This is a genomic window from Mixta mediterraneensis (assembly GCF_014946725.1).
Taxonomy (GTDB): domain Bacteria; phylum Pseudomonadota; class Gammaproteobacteria; order Enterobacterales; family Enterobacteriaceae; genus Pantoea; species Pantoea mediterraneensis.
The window spans coordinates 273,614-291,396 of sequence record NZ_JACFXY010000005.1 but is presented as its reverse complement, the minus strand read 5'-3'; the positions used below and the strand labels follow the sequence as shown (position 1 = coordinate 291,396).

Here is a 17,783-nt window from a genome sequence, read left to right as displayed (position 1 = left end):
CTGATCTGCGAGCCCGTAGTGATGCGCGGGCGGTGTCCTGACACCAGTTTTGTTTACGGGTCGAGTTTCTGCAAATGCGCACGGAAGTCAGCAGCATTGAGAAATCCCGTGATACGCGAGTTGGGAATTTCTTTCCCTTTCGCGTCGAAGAACAGAATGGTTGGCAAGCCCAGCACCTGGAGATGCTGCAATAATGCGTTATCGCTGGGGCTGTTAGCGGTGACATTAGCTTGCAGCAACTGCACCTTGCTCAGTGCATCGCGTATCGATGGATCGCTAAACGTATATTTTTCGAATTCTTTACAGGCCACGCACCAGTCGGCATAAAGATCGACCATAGTGATGCGGTTTTGCGCCTGTTGTAAAGCCGTGTCGAGCTGGGAAGCTGAGTGAACCGGCGTAAAAGGTAGACGCGTGATGCTTTGTTGCGAAGTATTGCTCGCGAAAGCCCAATCCTGCAAAGGACGCGCACTGATTAAGGCTGCGGCAAGCATCAGGATCTGTACTACTCGCCATTTGCCACTTCCGTTGCGCAGGCTAACGCTAAATGCCCATACGAAAAAGGCTACGCCAAGTATGCTCCACAGGCGTAATCCCCAGATGTCACCCACTATCCGTTCCAGCAAAAACACTGGCAAAGCCAGGATAACAAAACCAAATCCTTCTTTAACCGTTTGCATCCACGGGCCGCTCTTCGGCAGCAACTTATTGCCAAACATGGTTACCGCAATTAACGGCAAACCCATGCCAACCGCATACAGCCACAACGTTCCGGCGCCGGCCCAGGGATTTCCATTTTGCGCAATATAAAGAAGGATGGCGCTGAGCGGCGCGGTAGTGCAGGGCGAGCAAATTAATCCTGCCAGCGCGCCCATCAGGAACACGCCAGTTAACGCGCCGCCCTGCTGACGATTGCTCCATAGCGTCAGCCGCGTTTGCAAACTTGCCGGTAGCTGCAAAGAAAACAGGCCAAACATCGACAGCGCCAGAATGATGAACAGCCCTGATAATCCCATCAACACATAAGGATGCTGTAACGCGGCCTGGAAGCGTAATCCGGCCGCCGCTACGATCACACCCAGCAGCGTATAAGTCAGTGCCATACCTTGCACGTACACCATTGCCAGGGCGAACAATCGACCCAGCGAATAGTTGCGTTGACTACCCAGGATGATCCCCGAAATCAGCGGGTACATTGGCAGCACACAAGGTGTAAACGCCACGCCAATCCCAATCAACAAAGCCCACAGGGGTGAAAACGGCAGCGGGCTGGCGAGAGCTGGTTGCGCACTGACATGGGGCAGTGCGCTGTTAGCCGCAACTGCACTTAACGGAACAGTACGCGTTTCTGGTGGATAACAGAAACCGGCGGCCGCGCAGCCCTGATACGTAACACTGACAGTTGCCCCCTGTGTGGCCTGATGCAGCGTGATCGGCACCGTTACGTCCGTTGGATAGATCTCGCTTTTTCCATAGAACTCATCTTTATGCGGCTGTCCAGGCGGCAAATTCAGCGGTGCGATCCGTGCTTTTTGTGGCGTGACGTGAATTTGCTGGCGATAAAGATAATAGCCAGATTTTACCTTCCAGCTCAGCGTGAGCTGTGAGCCTTGCTGATTGAAATCAAAAGAGAATGCCTGATCGACCGGCACAAAACGGCTGGTGCTGTTTGGAGAAAAAAGCGAAGCCTGCGCCTGCAGGCAGATAAGCAATGCGAAACACAGCGCTATTAGGCGAGAGATGCGTGCAGCCATGACAAGTATTCACTGTCTCCATGTTGAACCGACAGCGCCAGCAGTTCGGGCACATCGTAAGGATGCGCGCGCTTAAGCAGATCCATCAGTGCTTGCTGGTGAGCGCTGTCGCACTTCAGCAGCATCTGCACTTCATTCGTCTGTTCGGGCTTGCCCTGCCAGATGTAGTAAGAGGTCGCGCCAGGAAGCAGCGTAACGCAGGCTGCCAGTTTGGCAGTCAACGCCTGTTGTGCAAGCTGTTGCGCACAAGGCTGATCGGGGGCGGTGCAAAGGATTACGACAGCATTCATCACGCGGCTCCTGAATAAAAGAGCGCCGATAATAGCACGCTCAGCGGGCGACAAGGTTTACAGGTTGTAACGGTGCTATAAAACAAGCCCGCCAAATATAAAGCCGAACAGGACGGAAAGCGCAATGGCAACCACGCCGGGAATAATAAAGGAGTGATTAAACACATACTTGCCAATGCGGGTGGAACCGGTGTCGTCCATTTCGACCGCGGCCAACAAAGTAGGATAGGTCGGTAAAACAAACAGGGCCGAAACGGCGGCGAATGAAGCAATAGCCGTGAGCGGCGAAACCCCGAGCAGTAGCGCGGCGGGCATCAAGGCTTTGGTGGTGGCTGCCTGTGAATAAAGTAGCGTCGCGGCAAAGAACAGCACCAGCGCCAGTAACCACGGGTAGGTTTGCAGCATATTACCTGCTACTGCCTGAATATCGTTAAGGTGTGTTTTAACAAAAGTGTCACCCAGCCAGGCGACGCCCATCACGCAGATACAGGCGCTCATACCGGATTTAAACGTGCTGGCACTGAGGATTTCACCGCTATCCACTTTGCAGGTTAAGCTGATTAGTGTCGCGATGGTCAGCATAAACACCACAATGGCTTCGTTACGCGGCAACACAGGACTGGCGATTAGGCCGACGCTTTCGCTCGTGGCAGTGGCGTAGAAAACCACGGCCACAATGCCGATCAAAAACAACAGAACCGATTTTTTCGCGCCAGGCTTCGCGGTGAATACGCTGGTGCCACGCAGACTCACTTCTCCCTTGGCTAAACGTGCCTGATAAACTTCATCATCTTTCAGCTCTTTTCCGAGGAAATTGGTGAGCAGGGCGGCGAGAAAAATACCAACCATCGTGGAAGGAATCGCCACCGCCAGCAGCGCGATATAACTGACGCCGCGCGGCTCAAGCAGCGTAGCGAAAAATACCACCGCAGCGGAGGTCGGCGAAGCCGTAATGGCAATTTGCGACGCCACCACAGCAATGGATAGCGGCCGGGAAGGGCGCACGCCTTGCTCTTTGGCAACTTCGGCTATCACGGGCAGCGTAGAGAACGCGGTATGGCCGGTGCCTGCCAACAGCGTCATCACGTAAGTGACCAGCGGCGCGAGAAAGGTGACATAGCGAGGAGGGCGGCGCAGCAGGCGCTCGGCAAGATTGACCAGATAGTCCATGCCGCCCGCCACCTGCATAGCCGCAAGCGCGGCTATGACCGCCATGATAATTTCAATGACGTCAAAGGGGATCACGCCGGGCTTCATGCCGCAAAATAACGTCAGGATCAATACGCCTGAGCCACCGGCGAAACCAATGCCAATGCCGCCCAAACGCGCGCCTAACCAGATTGCCAGTAAAACTATGAACAGTTCAAAGAATATCATCCTGTCACTCCCCAGGGACGATCTGCTAAAAATGGCGTGTAGCCTGGCAAAAAAAAAGGCACGCCACGTTGATCGCGATGTGTCTTCAAGGAAAATTTTACGCTTTACTGCTCGTTTTCGTCGGTATAGCGCTTAGCTTTGTAAACCGGGTACATCAGATTCTGTACCGAAAAAATATCGTCCAGCTCACTTTCAGTCAGCAGGCCGCGTTCCAGCACCACTTCACGCACGCTTTTTCCGGTTTCTGCACAGATTTTCCCAACGATGTCGCCGTTGTGATGGCCGATATATGGATTAAGGTAAGTCACAATACCAATAGAATTGAATACGTATGCTTCGCACACTGCTTTGTTGGCGGTGATCCCCTTAATGCACTTTTCCAGCAGGTTATAACAGGCGTTGGTCAGGATGCTGACGGATTCGAACAGCGCCTGACCAATCACCGGCTCCATCACATTCAGCTGTAGCTGACCTGCTTCTGACGCCATGGTGACAGTGGTATCGTTACCGATTACTTTGAAGCACACCTGATTCACCACTTCCGGTACGACAGGGTTGACTTTAGCTGGCATGATCGACGAACCCGCTTGCAGTTCCGGTAGGTTAATTTCGTTTAGTCCTGCCCGTGGGCCGGATGAAAGCAGGCGCAGGTCATTACAAATTTTGGACAACTTAACCGCCAGACGTTTAAGCGAAGAGTGCACCATAACGTAAGCGCCGCAGTCGGAGGTGGCTTCAATCAAATCTTCAGCTGGCGCGACGGGCAGCTTACTGACCTCCGCCAAATGCTGCACAGCCAGATGCTGATAACCGTCCGGCGTATTCAGGCGTGTTCCTATGGCCGTCGCCCCGAGGTTGACTTCCAGCAGCAATTCAGCCGTGCGCAAAATGCTTTTGGTCTCTTCATTTAACAGCACGCTAAAGGCATGGAATTCCTGACCGAGCGTCATTGGTACGGCATCTTGCAACTGAGTGCGACCCATCTTCAGGATAGTCTGGAACTCATCAGCCTTATGCTGAAAACCTTCGCTTAGCTGGTTGATGCCGTCGAGCAGCTTCAGGATTGAACTGTAAACCGCGATGCGGAAACCGGTTGGATAGGCATCATTGGTTGACTGGCATTTATTCACGTGATCGTTGGGATTCAGATACTGGTATTCGCCTTTTTGATGTCCCATCAATTCCAGGCCGATATTCGCCAGCACTTCATTGGTGTTCATGTTCACCGAGGTGCCAGCACCGCCCTGATAGACGTCAACCGGGAACTGATCCATGCAACGACCGTTATTCAGGACTTCATCGCAAGCCTGAATGATGGTATCAGCAATATTGCGCGGAATGGTTTTTAGCGTTTTATTGGCCATTGCTGCCGCTTTCTTTACCATCACCATGCCGCGAACGAACTCAGGAATATCGCTGATTCTGCTGCTGCTAATAGAGAAATTTTCAATCGCACGCAGAGTATGAACGCCATAATAGGCGTCTGCTGGCACTTCGCGCATACCTAATAGGTCTTCTTCGATACGAATGTTGTCCGCCATGATAACCTTCTTATTGTTGTCGCTATGAATTGCCGCTAACTAACACAGGAGATGTGATTTATTTTGTCGTGGAATGCCAGAACCGATATTTTATCCGTATTCGGGCGAGTGAGCACGATCATATTCTGATGCGTCAGCAAAGCGTGAATGCAGATCGCCTTACCGATGGCCCCAGCTTAACGATATGCGAAGTTGGTCACAAAATTAACGCCAGCATGAAAATTTGGCGGGATCGGTTGAAATTGTAACGGCAGGTGCCCATCTCTTTTTTATACCATCATTTTGATGAAGGTTTTTTGCTGCCTGGTATGATGCCGGGCGGCCACAACTTACAGGAGTACCCGGTGCGCTGGTTACCGTTAGTGATCTTATTCGTTTTGGCCTGGGTTGAAATATCGCTATTTATCCAGGTTGCGCACGTCATTGGTGTGCTATTCACCTTGTTACTGGTGATTTTTACTTCCTGCGTTGGTGTGTCGCTGGTGAAAAATCAGGGCATGAAGAATTTCATGATGATGCAGGAGAAACTGGCGCGTAATGAAAGCCCAGCCAGGGAGATGATTAAAAGCGTTTCGCTGATCATCTCTGGTTTCTTGCTGTTACTCCCCGGTTTTTTAACGGACTTTCTTGGTTTGCTGTTGCTGTTGCCACCAGTGCAGAAGCATTTGACGCTTAAACTGATGCCCCACCTGCGCGTCTGGCGTGGGCCGGGTGCGGGACCCGATAGTGGTTACACTATGGATGGCGAATTTGAGCGCAAGAATAGTGACGGGATAGAGTACAAAGACGATCCCAACGATCGTGAATAGATGAAACGGTAAAAACGCGACAGAGATGTCGCGTTTTTTGTTTATCCAGCCCACATTTGCGTGTGAACAGGGCGTGAATTGGATGAAAAGTGACCAGTTATCACATTTAAGTAAAAAATTTGTCGTTTGGGCACTTGAAAGCCTCCGATCCCGCCCCTACCTCTCTCGTCACAAGCCGGTAGCCATGCAGCCCGGCGTTCAACCCCAAAATGAATGATTGGACTTCTCAAAGGAGAGCTATCAAATGAAAATTCGTCCATTGCACGATCGCGTTATCGTCAAGCGTAAAGAAGTTGAATCCAAATCAGCTGGCGGCATCGTTCTGACCGGCTCAGCAGCGGCAAAATCGACGCGTGCTGAAGTGCTGGCAGTCGGCAATGGCCGTATCCTGGAAAGCGGCGAAGTTAAGCCACTGGACGTGAAAGTGGGTGACGTAGTCATTTTTAACGAAGGTTACGGCGCAAAAACCGAGAAAATCGACAATGAAGAAGTGCTGATTATCTCTGAGAGCGACATTCTGGCAATTGTTGAGGCGTAATCTTTACGCGTAATTCACTGAACGAAACGAATTTAAGGGATATTTGAAATGGCAGCTAAAGACGTAAAATTCGGTAATGACGCACGCGTAAAAATGCTGCGTGGCGTAAACGTACTGGCAGATGCAGTAAAAGTTACCTTGGGTCCAAAAGGCCGTAATGTCGTGCTGGACAAATCTTTTGGTGCACCTTCTATCACGAAAGATGGTGTTTCTGTTGCGCGTGAAATTGAGCTGGAAGACAAGTTCGAAAACATGGGCGCGCAGATGGTGAAAGAAGTGGCCTCTAAAGCGAATGACGCGGCAGGCGACGGCACCACCACCGCAACTGTACTGGCTCAGTCTATTGTAAACGAAGGCCTGAAAGCGGTAGCTGCGGGCATGAACCCAATGGATCTGAAGCGCGGCATCGACAAAGCGGTTACCGCAGCTGTTGAGCAGCTGAAAACGCTGTCTGTACCTTGCTCTGATTCAAAAGCAATCGCGCAGGTAGGGACTATTTCTGCTAACTCTGATGAAAGCGTTGGTACACTGATCGCTCAGGCGATGGAAAAAGTGGGTAAAGAAGGCGTCATCACCGTTGAAGAAGGCACCGGTCTGCAAGATGAGCTGGATGTGGTTGAAGGTATGCAGTTTGACCGCGGTTACCTCTCTCCGTACTTCATTAACAAGCCAGAAACGGGTGCGGTTGAGCTGGAAAGCCCATTCATTCTGTTAGCTGACAAAAAAATCTCTAACATCCGCGAAATGCTGCCAGTACTGGAAGCCGTCGCGAAAGCGGGCAAACCCCTGCTGATCATCGCTGAAGATGTTGAAGGTGAAGCACTGGCAACGCTGGTGGTTAACACCATGCGTGGCGTCGTGAAAGTGGCTGCGGTTAAAGCACCGGGCTTCGGCGATCGTCGTAAAGCTATGCTGCAGGATATTGCTATTCTGACTGGCGGCACCGTGATTTCTGAAGAGATCGGCATGGAGCTGGAAAAAGCAGCGCTGGAAGATCTGGGTCAGGCAAAACGCGTTGTTATCAACAAAGATACCACCACCATTATTGATGGTGTGGGCGAAGAAGCGACAATCCAGGGCCGTGTTACCCAGATTCGTCAGCAGATCGAAGAAGCAACGTCTGATTATGACAAAGAAAAACTGCAGGAGCGTGTAGCGAAACTGGCAGGCGGCGTAGCCGTTCTGAAAGTGGGCGCAGCAACTGAAGTTGAAATGAAAGAGAAAAAAGCCCGCGTTGAAGATGCCCTGCATGCGACCCGCGCAGCCGTTGAAGAAGGCGTGGTTGCAGGTGGTGGTGTGGCGCTGGTTCGCGTTGCCGCACAGCTGACCGATCTGAAAGGTCAGAACGAAGACCAGAACGTCGGTATTAAAGTTGCGCTGCGCGCAATGGAAGCGCCGCTGCGTCAGATCGTATCTAACGCCGGTGAAGAGCCTTCAGTGGTTGCGAACAATGTGAAAGCGGGTGACGGTAACTACGGTTACAACGCGCAGACTGAAGAATATGGCAACATGATCGACTTCGGTATCCTGGATCCAACCAAAGTGACCCGTTCTGCGCTGCAGTACGCGGCTTCTGTGGCTGGTCTGATGATCACCACCGAGTGTATGGTCACCGACCTGCCAAAAGGCGATGCGCCTGATTTAGGTGCGGGTGCTGGCGGTATGGGTGGCATGGGCGGTATGGGCGGCATGATGTAATTGCCGTTGACTGCTTAAGTCGCGAAACCCCCGATCGGAAACGGTCGGGGGTTTTTCTTTTGGGACGGAAAATAGTATAAGTAGTGGCGCAATAGTTCGGCTTAACGGGATTAGGGCAATGAATGTTCAGAAAAAAAGTGCGCTTTTCTGCTACGCTGCCACCCAAAACTGATGATAATAAATGGGGATTACAATGCGGATTAACCTCTTGCTCGGACTGGCGGCTGGCGCGTTATTGCTGGCGGGCTGTAGCAGCTCAACTCAATTATCTGCTGGCGGTCAACGAGTCACCTTTACCGATCAGCAACCCGGCAGCGAATGTCAGCTTCTGGGGAATATTACCGGCTCACAAAGCAACTGGCTGAGTGGTGCAGGCGGCGATACCAGCGCACTGCGTGGCGCCGCTAACGATTTGCGTAATCGCGCTGCGGAAATGGGGGGCAACATCATTTATGGCGCAACCAGCCCGACACAGAATCTGCTGTCAGCCTTTGCCCCGCTCGACAGCAAAATGAGTGGTCAAGTGTATAAATGCCCGCAAAGCTAGGCATAATTTTATGCGAAGATCTGTTGCAGATGGCCGGATGTTACGCCGGCCATTTTTATTCCTGTCGTAATTGCAGATCGAGCGGGGTTTTGCTCGGCTCTCCACCAATTTCGCGTGCCAGCTTCGGCACCAGATACCCTGATACCAGCGGCAATAAATCACGCATTAGCGCTCGCGCTTCTTCATCAGAAACAAAGAAATGTGCTGCGCCTTGCACTTTGTCCAGCACGTGCAGGTAATAGGGCAGTATACCGGTGTCGAACAACGCATTGCTTAAAGCAGCCAGCGTTTGCGCCTTATCGTTAACGCCACGCAGCAGTACGCTTTGGTTGAGTAATGTTACCCCTGCGCGTTTTAGCCTGTGCATTGCGTCGTACAGATCATCATCTATTTCCTGCGCATGATTGATATGTGAGACCAGCAGAACCTGCAAGCGCGTTTCACCCAACAGATGGCATAATGACTCGGTGATGCGGGCGGGGATCACTACGGGCAGACGGCTGTGAATACGCAGACGTTTCAGGTGTGGAATATTTTCCAGCGCGTTAACCAGCCATGCCAGTTCATGATCTTTTGCCATTAACGGGTCGCCACCGGAGAAAATGATCTCATCCAGTTCCGGGTGGGCTGCAATATAATCCAGCGCAGTCTGCCAGTTGCGTTTATTGCCCTGGTTATCCTGATAAGGAAAATGGCGGCGGAAGCAGTAGCGACAATTTACCCCACAGCCCCCTTTTACCAGTAAAAGCGCACGGTTTTTATACTTATGTAGTAAACCGGGCACAACGCTGCTTTGTTCATCCAGCGGATCGGTGCTATAACCTGGCGCATCAATGAATTCCTGACGACTGGTCAGTACCTGCAACAGCAGCGGATCGTTTCCATCCCCTTTTTTCATTCGGGCAATGAACGCACGCGGCACGCGCAGCGCAAAAAGGCGCCGCGCTTCTGCACCTTGTACCAGTTCTGCATGCTGATCAAGGGCTAAAATTCGCAGTAATTCATCAGGTTCAGTGACAACATCAGCAAGTTGCTGCAACCAATCTTCTCTGGAAGGTGTATTTAGGGTTACAATGTGTGCCATTTTTTTGGCTAAGTACCAGTATCAATTTTCGTAGAGGGCCTTCATGGCGACTTATTCTAGCAACGATTTCCGTCCCGGTCTTAAAATCATGTTCGAAGGCGAGCCGTATGCCATCGAATCCAGTGAGTTCGTTAAGCCGGGCAAAGGTCAGGCTTTTGCGCGCGTTAAAATGCGTCGCCTGCTGACGGGTTCCCGCGTTGAGAAAACGTTCAAATCCACCGACTCTGCCGAAGGCGCAGACGTTATGGATACCAATCTGAACTATCTGTACAACGACGGTGAGTTTTACCACTTTATGCACCCGGAAAGCTTCGAGCAATTCCAGGTTGAAGATAAGACGGTTGCTGACGCAGCGAAATGGTTGCAGGACAATGCTGAATGTATCGTGACGCTGTGGAACGGCCGCCCAATCGCGGTTCAGCCACCGAAATTTATCGAAGCAGAAATCGTTGAGACCGATCCTGGCCTGAAAGGTGATACCGCAGGGACTGGCGGTAAGCCAGCTAAGCTGTCAACCGGTGCTGTGGTGAAAGTGCCATTGTTCGTTCAAGAGGGCGAAGTGGTTAAAGTTGACACGCGCTCTGGCGAATATGTGTCACGCGTAAAATAAGTCCCTAAAAAGCGCATCATTCGGTGCGCTTTTTACTGCGTGGGTTAAGAAAAAATGAAAAAACTGGCAAAATTTATCGCGTTCGCGTTGCTGGTCTCCTCCGCGTTGAGCGCCTGCAACACATTCCACGGTTTTGGCGAAGATGTCTCCCATTTAGGTGGCGCCATTTCGCGCGCAGCAAACTAATTTTTCACTCTTTCCTTTTGTTGTACCGGTAGCAGCAGCACCTCGAATTCGGGCTATGCTTAAAACGCTGTACTTTTACTGCAACCAAAAAAGGAAATTACCATGTTAAAGAAAAGTATTGTCGCGATCTTCTCTGTACTGGTGCTCTCTTCACTGCTGTCGGCTTGTAACACTACGCGTGGCGTGGGGGAAGATGTAGAGGCGGGCGGCCAGGCTATTCAGCGCAGCACTCAGTAATATCAACCGGTGCGAAACACGGTTTCGTACCGGATCTTCTTTCGTTTCGCTACGTTATCTGCATTAACTTATCTGTCGGGAGACCGACCTGACGTGCCTGCTAAGCTGTTTTTGCTTTATGCCGGTAAGCTGAGGCATTGGCGGCAGAATGCCTGAATCATTCTCTTTGGGCCGTATACCGGCGTATGACAAGGATTTAATCAGGCGAGGTTATATTGGGCCACGGAAAAAATCGCTAATGCTGGCATGGGCGGTTTGGTGTGACTTAACCGCTTAAAGCAGAGGATCAGCGGATTTTTGACGGCGTCGGCATGAGATTGTTTGCTACAGGCAATACGGGTAGACTTCCCTCCCTTATCTGTATCAGGAGTCATCATCATGAGCGAAACGGCAAGCTGGCAACCTAGCGCACCCATTGCTAATTTGTTGAAACGCGCCGCTATCGTAGCGGAAATACGGCGTTTTTTTGCCGATCGTGGCGTATTAGAAGTTGATACGCCCGCCATGAGTCAGGCAACCATTACTGACGTTCATCTGGTGCCTTTCCAGACGCGATTTGTGGGGCCTGGTGCTGCGCAAGGGCGCGATCTTTGGCTGATGACCAGCCCGGAATATCATATGAAGCGCCTGCTGGCGGCAGGTAGCGGTCCGATTTATCAGATGGGGCGCAGTTTCCGCAATGAAGAAGCCGGACGCCATCACAATCCTGAATTCACTATGCTGGAGTGGTATCGCCCGCACTATGATATGTATCGCCTGATGAATGAAGTCGATGATTTGATGCAGCAGGTGCTGGAATGCGACAGCGCCGAATCGCTTTCATACCAACAGGCTTTTATTCGTCACCTTGAAATCGATCCGCTGTCAGCCGACAAAGCGCAGCTGCGTGAAGTTGCAGAGAAACTGGGCGAGGGCGAGCTGGCACGTGCAGAAGACGATCGCGATACGCTGCTGATGCTGCTGTTCATGCTGGGCGTTGAACCCAAAATTGGTCAGGAGAAGCCGTGCTTTGTTTATCACTTTCCGGCGAGCCAGGCGGCGTTAGCGGAGATCAGTACAGAAGATCATCGCGTAGCAGAGCGTTTTGAGGTGTATTACAAGGGCATTGAACTGGCGAATGGTTTCCGTGAATTGACCGACAGCCGTGAGCAGCGACAACGTTTTGAGCAGGATAATCGCCGCCGTGCTGCCCGTGGCTTGCCACAGCATCCGGTTGATACTTATTTACTGGACGCGCTGGCGCATGGGATGCCGGCGTGTTCGGGTGTGGCGCTGGGCGTGGATCGCTTGATTATGCTGGCACTGAAAGCGGAATCGTTAAGTGAAGTTATCGCTTTTCCGGTGGAACGCTGTTAACTGCGGCATCTCTGCGCGGGACGAAAAGAAATCGCTCACTGAAGGGTAAGGCGTCCGGCTATGGCGAGGTCGATATCCAGGAGATCAGGTTCCTTTACGATCGACCGCACTATGATTAGCGAACTGGCTGATTCAACGCGTTTTTTACCGCACTATCTACTGCTGTCTGGAAACTCCTGAATCATTACCGGCAGCGTAAGTTTTTTATCGTTACGTAAAACCTGCACATTAATCATCGATCCAGGGCGAATTTCTGCTACCTGATCCATCGTTTCCTGCGCTGAAACCGCCGGTTTGCCATTGACGTTCAGTAATACGTCATTGGCCTGAATACCGGCTTTATCGGCCGGGCCATTTGGCGTCACCACGCTGACAATAATGCCTTGCACGCGATCAAGGTTGCTGCCTTGTCCATGTAATGGCGGCAATTCACGACCTGTAATCCCGATATAACCACGAATGACGCGACCATCGCGGATCAGCTTGTCCATGATTTTTGTCGCCAGCGCGGTGGGGATAGCAAAGCCAATCCCCTCTGGGGTTTCACCGTCATTACTCTTATCAAACGTTAACGTATTGATGCCCATCAGTTCGCCCAGCGAATTAATTAGCGCACCGCCGGAGTTACCCTGGTTAATTGAAGCATCGGTTTGCAGAAAATTCTGGCGGCCGGAGGAACTTAACCCTACACGGCCCGTTGCACTGATAATGCCTTGCGTCACGGTTTGACCAAGATTGTAAGGGTTACCAATCGCCATCACTACGTCACCGATATGGGCAATGCGTTTCGGGTTGATAGGGATGACGGGCAGACTTGACGCAGTAATTTTTAACACTGCCAAATCGGTCATGGCATCGGAGCCAATCAATGTGGCTTCGAAGAAGCGGCCATCCTGTAACGCGACGATAATTTGATCGGCGTTATTAATAACGTGCTTATTAGTAAGGATGTAACCTTTTGCATTCATGATCACGCCAGAACCCAGCGTGGTGATGCCACGATTGTTGTTGCCGTGGGCGCTGCGGTTGTAAACGTTGACAACCGCAGGCACGGCACGACGCACCCCTTGATTAAAGCTAAAGGGGGATTCGTTATTACTGTCAGCCTGAATATGCAGGGCGTCGCTGCCCATACGCAGTGCAGGCAAGGCTGCAAGTAAAATACCCGCAACAATCAGGCCCAACACCACTGAACGCAAAAGTTTAAGAAACATGGTGTTAAATCACGCCAGAGAAGATCGCTGGTGAGAATAACATGAGAGCGACGGACACACACGCGCTTGTGTCCGTCGTAACAGGCGGTTTATCTCAGTAGCAGATAAATACTTTCGTCACCACGCACCACATTCAGGGCCAGTACTGGCGGTTTACCTGCCAATACTTTACGCATTTCTGCAAGGGACTGAATGCGGTTGCGGTTGACGCCAACGATCACATCATCTTTCTGCAAGCCAACCTGTTCGGCTGGCGTGCCTTTTTCGATGGTATCGACCTGCACGCCTTTATCACCGGTCTTCGTTTGCCCATCGCTTAGCGTGGCTCCCTGCAAGGCCGGAGACATCAACTGGGCGCTGGCGGTTGTTTGTGCACTTTGCTCCAGCGTGACGTTCACCGTTAAGGGCTTACCTTCACGCAGCAGACCCAGTTTTACGTGTTCACCCGGCGCAGTGGTGCCAATTTTGACGCGCAACTCGGCAAAGCTGGTAATGGGCTTGTCATTTACCGAAGTAATAATATCGCCGGATTTAATTCCCGCTTTTTGCGCCGCTGATTGGGGCAGAACTTCTGAAACGAAGGCACCACGTTGCGCATCAACCTTAAAGGCTTTCGCCATATCGGCGGTCATTTCCGTGCCTTTAATGCCTAACTGGCCGCGCTTTACTTCGCCATATTTGATCAGCTGCTGCGCCAGATTCATTGCCATATTGGCTGGAATAGCAAAACCGATACCGATGTTGCCGCCGCTTGAGGCCAGAATGGCGGTATTAATGCCGATAAGTTCGCCGTTCAGATTTACCAGCGCGCCGCCTGAATTGCCGCGGTTAATTGCAGCATCTGTCTGGATAAAGTTTTCCAAACCTTCAAGATTCAGACCGCTGCGGCCCAGCGCAGAAATAATGCCTGAGGTTGCCGTCTGGCCTAAACCAAATGGATTGCCGATGGCGATGGCGAAATCACCCACTTTCAGCTGATCTGAATCAGCCATTTTTATCTGGGTCAGGTTTTTCGCGCCTTCGATTTGTATTAGCGCAATGTCAGTTTGCTCATCATGACCAATCAGTTTAGCGTCATATTCGCTGCCATCACCGAGCTGGACGTTAATCTTGTCGGCGCCATTTACCACGTGATTATTGGTCAATACGTAGCCTTTGGCCGCATCAATAATGACGCCAGACCCTAACCCTTCAAAGAGCTGAGGTTGATTATTGTTACCCGGCATTTGGCCAAAGAAACGTTTTAACGGCTCAGGAATATCCTGGCCCTGGGCGTCAGTCTGGGTGCCTTCAACGTGAACGCTCACCACAGCGGGCAGCACTTTCTCCAGCATCGGCGCCAGGCTTGGAAGCGGCTGACCCTGAATTTGTGCTGGCAGCGTCGCCATCGCACCTGGTGCGGCGGCAAGGCTTATCCCAATACTCAAGGCTAATGCGCTAAACAGTCGTGCTTGTTTTTTCATTGCTACAACGCTCTCGCTGCAAAAAGTGGGAGGAATAAAAGAGTGTGACAGTCGTTTGAGGCCAGGGTTCGCAGAAACAAAGGACGCAGGCTTGCTGCGCCCCAAAAAGATTAATCGCGTGCTGCGCGGTCACTCCGTAATAAACCGGACGCGCCATCTTCCGAATAATCACGCGGTATCTGGACCGGCGCTTGATCGTTATCGGCTTCCGCTTCGGTCAGCTGATAAGCAAACGGGTTTTTCTCGCCCGGCAGATTGGGCAGCAAGTCGTTTGAGCCTTTAGCCATGTGCTGATATAGCTGACGGTAATCACGCGCCATGTTATCCAGCAGCTCAGCACTCTGGGCAAAGTGATTGGTCAGCTCTTCGCGGTAATCCGCCAGTTCTGCTTTTGTCTTTTGAAGCTCATATTGCATGCTCTGTTGCTCACGCAACTTCTTGTTGCCAAAACGCATTACAACCGCGCCGACAATAATACCTACAACTAAACCAATTAGCCCGTATTCCCAGGTCATAATGACTCCCGTGTAATTTCCGTTGTTCCGTAGGGCAGTGCACCTTTTCAATAGTAGCCACTATACCCGTTAATCTTATGGATGTGGAACTCTGGAGCGGCATGGCTTAGTGTAGAGCGGCCTTTTTTTCGACAACTGCTGTGTGAATAAGACAAATTTCAGGGACTGTGAGAGAACAATGCAAACTTCATCTCCGCTTGCACGTTATGAGCAGGCGCTATCGCAAGGCGATTTTAAGCCCGATGACGTACAACGCGAAGCGATCACGCGATTAGACATGCTCCAACAAGGGCTGGTGGCGCGTCAGCAAACCTCAGCGCCAACCGCTCAGGGCCTGTTTGGCCGTCTGTCAAAGCTGCTGGGCAAAGAGAAAAGTGAAGCACAGCCGCCTGTGCGCGGGCTGTATATGTGGGGCGGTGTGGGCCGCGGTAAAACCTGGGTCATGGATCTGTTTTTTCAGTCTATTCCTGGCAACCGTAAACTTCGTTTGCATTTTCATCGATTTATGCTGCGGGTACACGAAGAGTTAACGATGCTGCAAGGACAAAGCGATCCACTGTTAATCATTGCCGATCGCTTCAAAGCGGAAACCGATGTTCTTTGCTTTGATGAATTTTTCGTTTCGGATATTACCGATGCCATGCTGCTTGGCACGTTAATGGAAGCGCTGTTCGAACGGGGCATTGCGCTGGTTGCCACATCAAATATTCCACCAGACGAGCTGTATCGAAACGGCCTGCAGCGCGCCCGTTTTCTGCCCGCGATTGAACAGATAAAAAAGCATTGCGACGTAATGAACGTGGACGCGGGCATCGATTACCGTCTGCGTACGTTAACCTCTGCGCATCTGTGGAAGTTTCCGCTCAATGAAGAAACGTATGCGGCTATGGAATATATGTTTCAGGGTCTTTCGGGTAGCCAGCGAAAAGACGCACCCGTGCTGGAAATTAATCATCGCACTATGACGACACTTGGCGTCAGCGAAGGCGTGCTGGCGATCGACTTCCTTACGTTGTGTGGCGAAGGCCGTAGTCAACATGACTATATTGAGCTGTCGCGCCGTTTCCACAGCGTATTGCTGTATAACGTGCCGGTGATGATTTATAAAACCGAAGATCAGGCGCGTCGTTTTCTCGCGCTGGTTGATGAGTTTTATGAGCGCCACGTCAAACTGGTTGTGGCAGCGGAAACGTCATTATTTGAAATTTATCAGGGAACGCGTCTGAAGTTTGAATATCAGCGCTGTCTGTCGCGCCTGCAGGAAATGCAAAGTGAGGAGTATCTGCGTTTGCCGCATCTGCCTTAAGCAATAAACAATAAAGTGGATAAATGCTGAAATAGGGTTCGATTTTTGTCATCGACTTCTCTATAATCTTGCGACCCCACGTTACAGCAAACGGATTTTTTCCCGAATCCTTTGTGTTCCAGTAACTCTATCCGAAGGGGTGGCTTGCTGGTCAAAATGGTCGTGTGAGCCTCAATCGTTTACTTAAGCGTTTGGGATTTCACCAACGTGTAACTTAATTTGGGTAAGCTTTTCGATGAAAACTTTTACAGCTAAACCAGAAACCGTCCAACGTGACTGGTATGTTGTTGACGCAACTGGCAAAACTTTAGGTCGCCTGGCGACTGAACTGGCCAGCCGTCTACGTGGTAAGCATAAAGCGGAATATACGCCGCACGTTGATACCGGTGATTACATCATCGTTTTGAACGCTGAGAAAGTTGCTGTAACCGGCAACAAGCGCTCTGACAAGATTTACTATCACCACACTGGTCACATCGGTGGTATCAAACAGGCGACTTTTGAAGAGATGATTGCTCGCCGTCCTGAGCGTGTGATTGAGATCGCGGTTAAAGGCATGCTGCCGAAGGGCCCGCTGGGTCGTGCTATGTACCGTAAACTAAAAGTTTACGCGGGCAACGAGCACAACCATGCGGCACAGCAACCGCAAGTTCTTGACATTTAATCGGGATTAAAGGCAATGGCTGAAACTCAAAACTACGGCACTGGTCGCCGCAAAAGCTCATCCGCACGCGTCTTCATCAAGCCGGGTAGCGGAAACATCGTTATTAACCAGCGCTCTCTGGAGCAGTACTTCGGTCGCGAGACTGCACGCATGGTCGTGCGTCAGCCGCTGGAGCTGGTTGATATGGTTGGTAAATTGGATCTGTACATCACTGTTAAAGGTGGTGGTATTTCTGGTCAGGCCGGTGCGATCCGTCACGGTATCACCCGCGCTCTGATGGAATACGACGAGTCACTGCGTGCCGATCTGCGTAAAGCGGGCTTCGTTACCCGTGATGCGCGTCAGGTTGAACGTAAGAAAGTCGGTCTGCGTAAAGCACGCCGTCGTCCGCAGTTCTCCAAACGTTAATTGTTGCTGCTTCGGCAGTGTCAGTTGGCACAAAAAACCCGCTTCGGCGGGTTTTTTACTTTTGAGCGTTTTACATAAACTCACGTTAAAACGTCAACATCGCTCGCAAAATGCCCGCAAAAATTCAATCCTCGCCCACAAGCTGCTTAAAATCTGGTAAACTCTGTGTCACTTTGCGCCCGTTGA

At 51.3% G+C, this 17,783-nt stretch carries 19 protein-coding genes; 11 read left to right on the top strand and 8 right to left on the bottom strand.

The window, feature by feature from the left end:
• Positions 1 to 53: 53 nt before the first annotated feature.
• The 4 genes from H2P46_RS11830 to aspA form a co-directional block, all read right to left on the bottom strand.
• Positions 54 to 1,754, bottom strand: a complete 1,701-nt coding sequence (locus H2P46_RS11830) for a protein-disulfide reductase DsbD (RefSeq protein ID WP_193405243.1) — start codon at positions 1,752 to 1,754, stop codon at positions 54 to 56.
• Positions 1,730 to 2,044 (bottom strand): divalent cation tolerance protein CutA, encoded by a 315-nt coding sequence (cutA, locus tag H2P46_RS11825; protein WP_193405242.1) that lies wholly within the window; start codon positions 2,042 to 2,044, stop codon positions 1,730 to 1,732. The genes H2P46_RS11830 and cutA overlap by 25 nt, the downstream gene beginning before the upstream one ends.
• Positions 2,045 to 2,119: 75 nt before the next feature.
• Complete coding sequence (locus H2P46_RS11820; protein ID WP_193405241.1) at positions 2,120 to 3,421, bottom strand: anaerobic C4-dicarboxylate transporter; 1,302 nt, start codon at positions 3,419 to 3,421, stop codon at positions 2,120 to 2,122.
• Between the two features lie 104 nt (positions 3,422 to 3,525).
• Entirely contained in the window at positions 3,526 to 4,962 is a 1,437-nt protein-coding gene (gene aspA / locus H2P46_RS11815; protein ID WP_193405240.1) for an aspartate ammonia-lyase, read from the bottom strand.
• 344 nt (positions 4,963 to 5,306) lie between these two features.
• Here aspA and H2P46_RS11810 point away from each other — a divergent pair, with 344 nt between their 5' ends.
• The 4 genes from H2P46_RS11810 (at position 5,307) to H2P46_RS11795 (ending at position 8,554) form a co-directional block, all read left to right on the top strand.
• Positions 5,307 to 5,771, top strand: coding sequence for an FxsA family protein (locus H2P46_RS11810; RefSeq protein WP_193405267.1), 465 nt, complete (start codon positions 5,307 to 5,309; stop codon positions 5,769 to 5,771).
• A gap of 244 nt (positions 5,772 to 6,015) precedes the next feature.
• Entirely contained in the window at positions 6,016 to 6,309 is a 294-nt protein-coding gene (locus H2P46_RS11805) for a co-chaperone GroES (protein ID WP_193405239.1), read from the top strand.
• Positions 6,310 to 6,357: 48 nt separating this feature from the next.
• Complete coding sequence (gene groL / locus H2P46_RS11800) at positions 6,358 to 8,007, top strand: chaperonin GroEL (RefSeq protein ID WP_193405238.1); 1,650 nt, start codon at positions 6,358 to 6,360, stop codon at positions 8,005 to 8,007.
• 193 nt (positions 8,008 to 8,200) lie between these two features.
• Positions 8,201 to 8,554 (top strand): DUF4156 domain-containing protein, encoded by a 354-nt coding sequence (locus H2P46_RS11795; protein ID WP_193405237.1) that lies wholly within the window; start codon positions 8,201 to 8,203, stop codon positions 8,552 to 8,554.
• A 55-nt stretch (positions 8,555 to 8,609) separates the two neighbouring features.
• On the opposite strand, the gene epmB is transcribed toward H2P46_RS11795, so the two are convergent.
• Complete coding sequence (gene epmB / locus H2P46_RS11790) at positions 8,610 to 9,638, bottom strand: EF-P beta-lysylation protein EpmB (RefSeq protein ID WP_193405236.1); 1,029 nt, start codon at positions 9,636 to 9,638, stop codon at positions 8,610 to 8,612.
• 43 nt (positions 9,639 to 9,681) lie between these two features.
• Here epmB and efp point away from each other — a divergent pair, with 43 nt between their 5' ends.
• From efp to epmA, 4 genes are all read left to right on the top strand, one after another.
• Positions 9,682 to 10,248 (top strand): elongation factor P, encoded by a 567-nt coding sequence (gene efp / locus H2P46_RS11785; protein ID WP_193405235.1) that lies wholly within the window; start codon positions 9,682 to 9,684, stop codon positions 10,246 to 10,248.
• Positions 10,249 to 10,302: 54 nt separating this feature from the next.
• Positions 10,303 to 10,434, top strand: a complete 132-nt coding sequence (locus tag H2P46_RS11780) for an entericidin A/B family lipoprotein (protein ID WP_193405234.1) — start codon at positions 10,303 to 10,305, stop codon at positions 10,432 to 10,434.
• A gap of 102 nt (positions 10,435 to 10,536) precedes the next feature.
• Entirely contained in the window at positions 10,537 to 10,671 is a 135-nt protein-coding gene (locus tag H2P46_RS11775) for an entericidin A/B family lipoprotein (RefSeq protein ID WP_193405233.1), read from the top strand.
• A 378-nt stretch (positions 10,672 to 11,049) separates the two neighbouring features.
• The gene (epmA, locus tag H2P46_RS11770) at positions 11,050 to 12,027 is read left to right on the top strand and encodes an elongation factor P--(R)-beta-lysine ligase (RefSeq protein WP_193405232.1); all 978 of its coding nucleotides are present in this window, start codon (positions 11,050 to 11,052) and stop codon (positions 12,025 to 12,027) included.
• A gap of 152 nt (positions 12,028 to 12,179) precedes the next feature.
• Here the strand turns inward: epmA and degS are convergent, their stop codons facing one another.
• The 3 genes from degS to zapG all read right to left on the bottom strand — a co-directional run bounded on the left by degS (position 12,180) and on the right by zapG (position 15,219).
• On the bottom strand, positions 12,180 to 13,241 hold the full coding sequence (gene degS / locus H2P46_RS11765; RefSeq protein WP_193405231.1) for an outer membrane-stress sensor serine endopeptidase DegS: 1,062 nt from the start codon (positions 13,239 to 13,241) through the stop codon (positions 12,180 to 12,182).
• An 89-nt stretch (positions 13,242 to 13,330) separates the two neighbouring features.
• A complete protein-coding gene (gene degQ / locus H2P46_RS11760; protein ID WP_193405230.1) occupies positions 13,331 to 14,704 on the bottom strand; it encodes a serine endoprotease DegQ in 1,374 nt (457 codons plus the stop codon).
• A gap of 110 nt (positions 14,705 to 14,814) precedes the next feature.
• A complete protein-coding gene (zapG, locus tag H2P46_RS11755) occupies positions 14,815 to 15,219 on the bottom strand; it encodes a Z-ring associated protein ZapG (protein WP_193405229.1) in 405 nt (134 codons plus the stop codon).
• 178 nt (positions 15,220 to 15,397) lie between these two features.
• Between zapG and zapE the strand changes: the two genes are divergently transcribed.
• The 3 genes from zapE (at position 15,398) to rpsI (ending at position 17,597) form a co-directional block, all read left to right on the top strand.
• On the top strand, positions 15,398 to 16,525 hold the full coding sequence (gene zapE, locus H2P46_RS11750; RefSeq protein WP_193405228.1) for a cell division protein ZapE: 1,128 nt from the start codon (positions 15,398 to 15,400) through the stop codon (positions 16,523 to 16,525).
• 235 nt (positions 16,526 to 16,760) lie between these two features.
• On the top strand, positions 16,761 to 17,189 hold the full coding sequence (gene rplM, locus H2P46_RS11745) for a 50S ribosomal protein L13 (protein ID WP_067427471.1): 429 nt from the start codon (positions 16,761 to 16,763) through the stop codon (positions 17,187 to 17,189).
• Between the two features lie 15 nt (positions 17,190 to 17,204).
• Positions 17,205 to 17,597, top strand: a complete 393-nt coding sequence (rpsI, locus tag H2P46_RS11740) for a 30S ribosomal protein S9 (RefSeq protein ID WP_193405227.1) — start codon at positions 17,205 to 17,207, stop codon at positions 17,595 to 17,597.
• The last annotated feature ends 186 nt before the right edge of the window (positions 17,598 to 17,783 follow it).

Coding starts and splice junctions, on each gene's coding strand:
- H2P46_RS11830 (WP_193405243.1), bottom strand. CDS start 1,754: ATGGCTGCACGCATCTCTCGCCTAATAGCGCTGTGTTTCGCATTGCTT.
- cutA (WP_193405242.1), bottom strand. CDS start 2,044: ATGAATGCTGTCGTAATCCTTTGCACCGCCCCCGATCAGCCTTGTGCG.
- H2P46_RS11820 (WP_193405241.1), bottom strand. CDS start 3,421: ATGATATTCTTTGAACTGTTCATAGTTTTACTGGCAATCTGGTTAGGC.
- aspA (WP_193405240.1), bottom strand. CDS start 4,962: ATGGCGGACAACATTCGTATCGAAGAAGACCTATTAGGTATGCGCGAA.
- H2P46_RS11805 (WP_193405239.1), top strand. CDS start 6,016: ATGAAAATTCGTCCATTGCACGATCGCGTTATCGTCAAGCGTAAAGAA.
- groL (WP_193405238.1), top strand. CDS start 6,358: ATGGCAGCTAAAGACGTAAAATTCGGTAATGACGCACGCGTAAAAATG.
- H2P46_RS11795 (WP_193405237.1), top strand. CDS start 8,201: ATGCGGATTAACCTCTTGCTCGGACTGGCGGCTGGCGCGTTATTGCTG.
- epmB (WP_193405236.1), bottom strand. CDS start 9,638: ATGGCACACATTGTAACCCTAAATACACCTTCCAGAGAAGATTGGTTG.
- efp (WP_193405235.1), top strand. CDS start 9,682: ATGGCGACTTATTCTAGCAACGATTTCCGTCCCGGTCTTAAAATCATG.
- H2P46_RS11780 (WP_193405234.1), top strand. CDS start 10,303: ATGAAAAAACTGGCAAAATTTATCGCGTTCGCGTTGCTGGTCTCCTCC.
- H2P46_RS11775 (WP_193405233.1), top strand. CDS start 10,537: ATGTTAAAGAAAAGTATTGTCGCGATCTTCTCTGTACTGGTGCTCTCT.
- epmA (WP_193405232.1), top strand. CDS start 11,050: ATGAGCGAAACGGCAAGCTGGCAACCTAGCGCACCCATTGCTAATTTG.
- degS (WP_193405231.1), bottom strand. CDS start 13,241: ATGTTTCTTAAACTTTTGCGTTCAGTGGTGTTGGGCCTGATTGTTGCG.
- degQ (WP_193405230.1), bottom strand. CDS start 14,704: ATGAAAAAACAAGCACGACTGTTTAGCGCATTAGCCTTGAGTATTGGG.
- zapG (WP_193405229.1), bottom strand. CDS start 15,219: ATGACCTGGGAATACGGGCTAATTGGTTTAGTTGTAGGTATTATTGTC.
- zapE (WP_193405228.1), top strand. CDS start 15,398: ATGCAAACTTCATCTCCGCTTGCACGTTATGAGCAGGCGCTATCGCAA.
- rplM (WP_067427471.1), top strand. CDS start 16,761: ATGAAAACTTTTACAGCTAAACCAGAAACCGTCCAACGTGACTGGTAT.
- rpsI (WP_193405227.1), top strand. CDS start 17,205: ATGGCTGAAACTCAAAACTACGGCACTGGTCGCCGCAAAAGCTCATCC.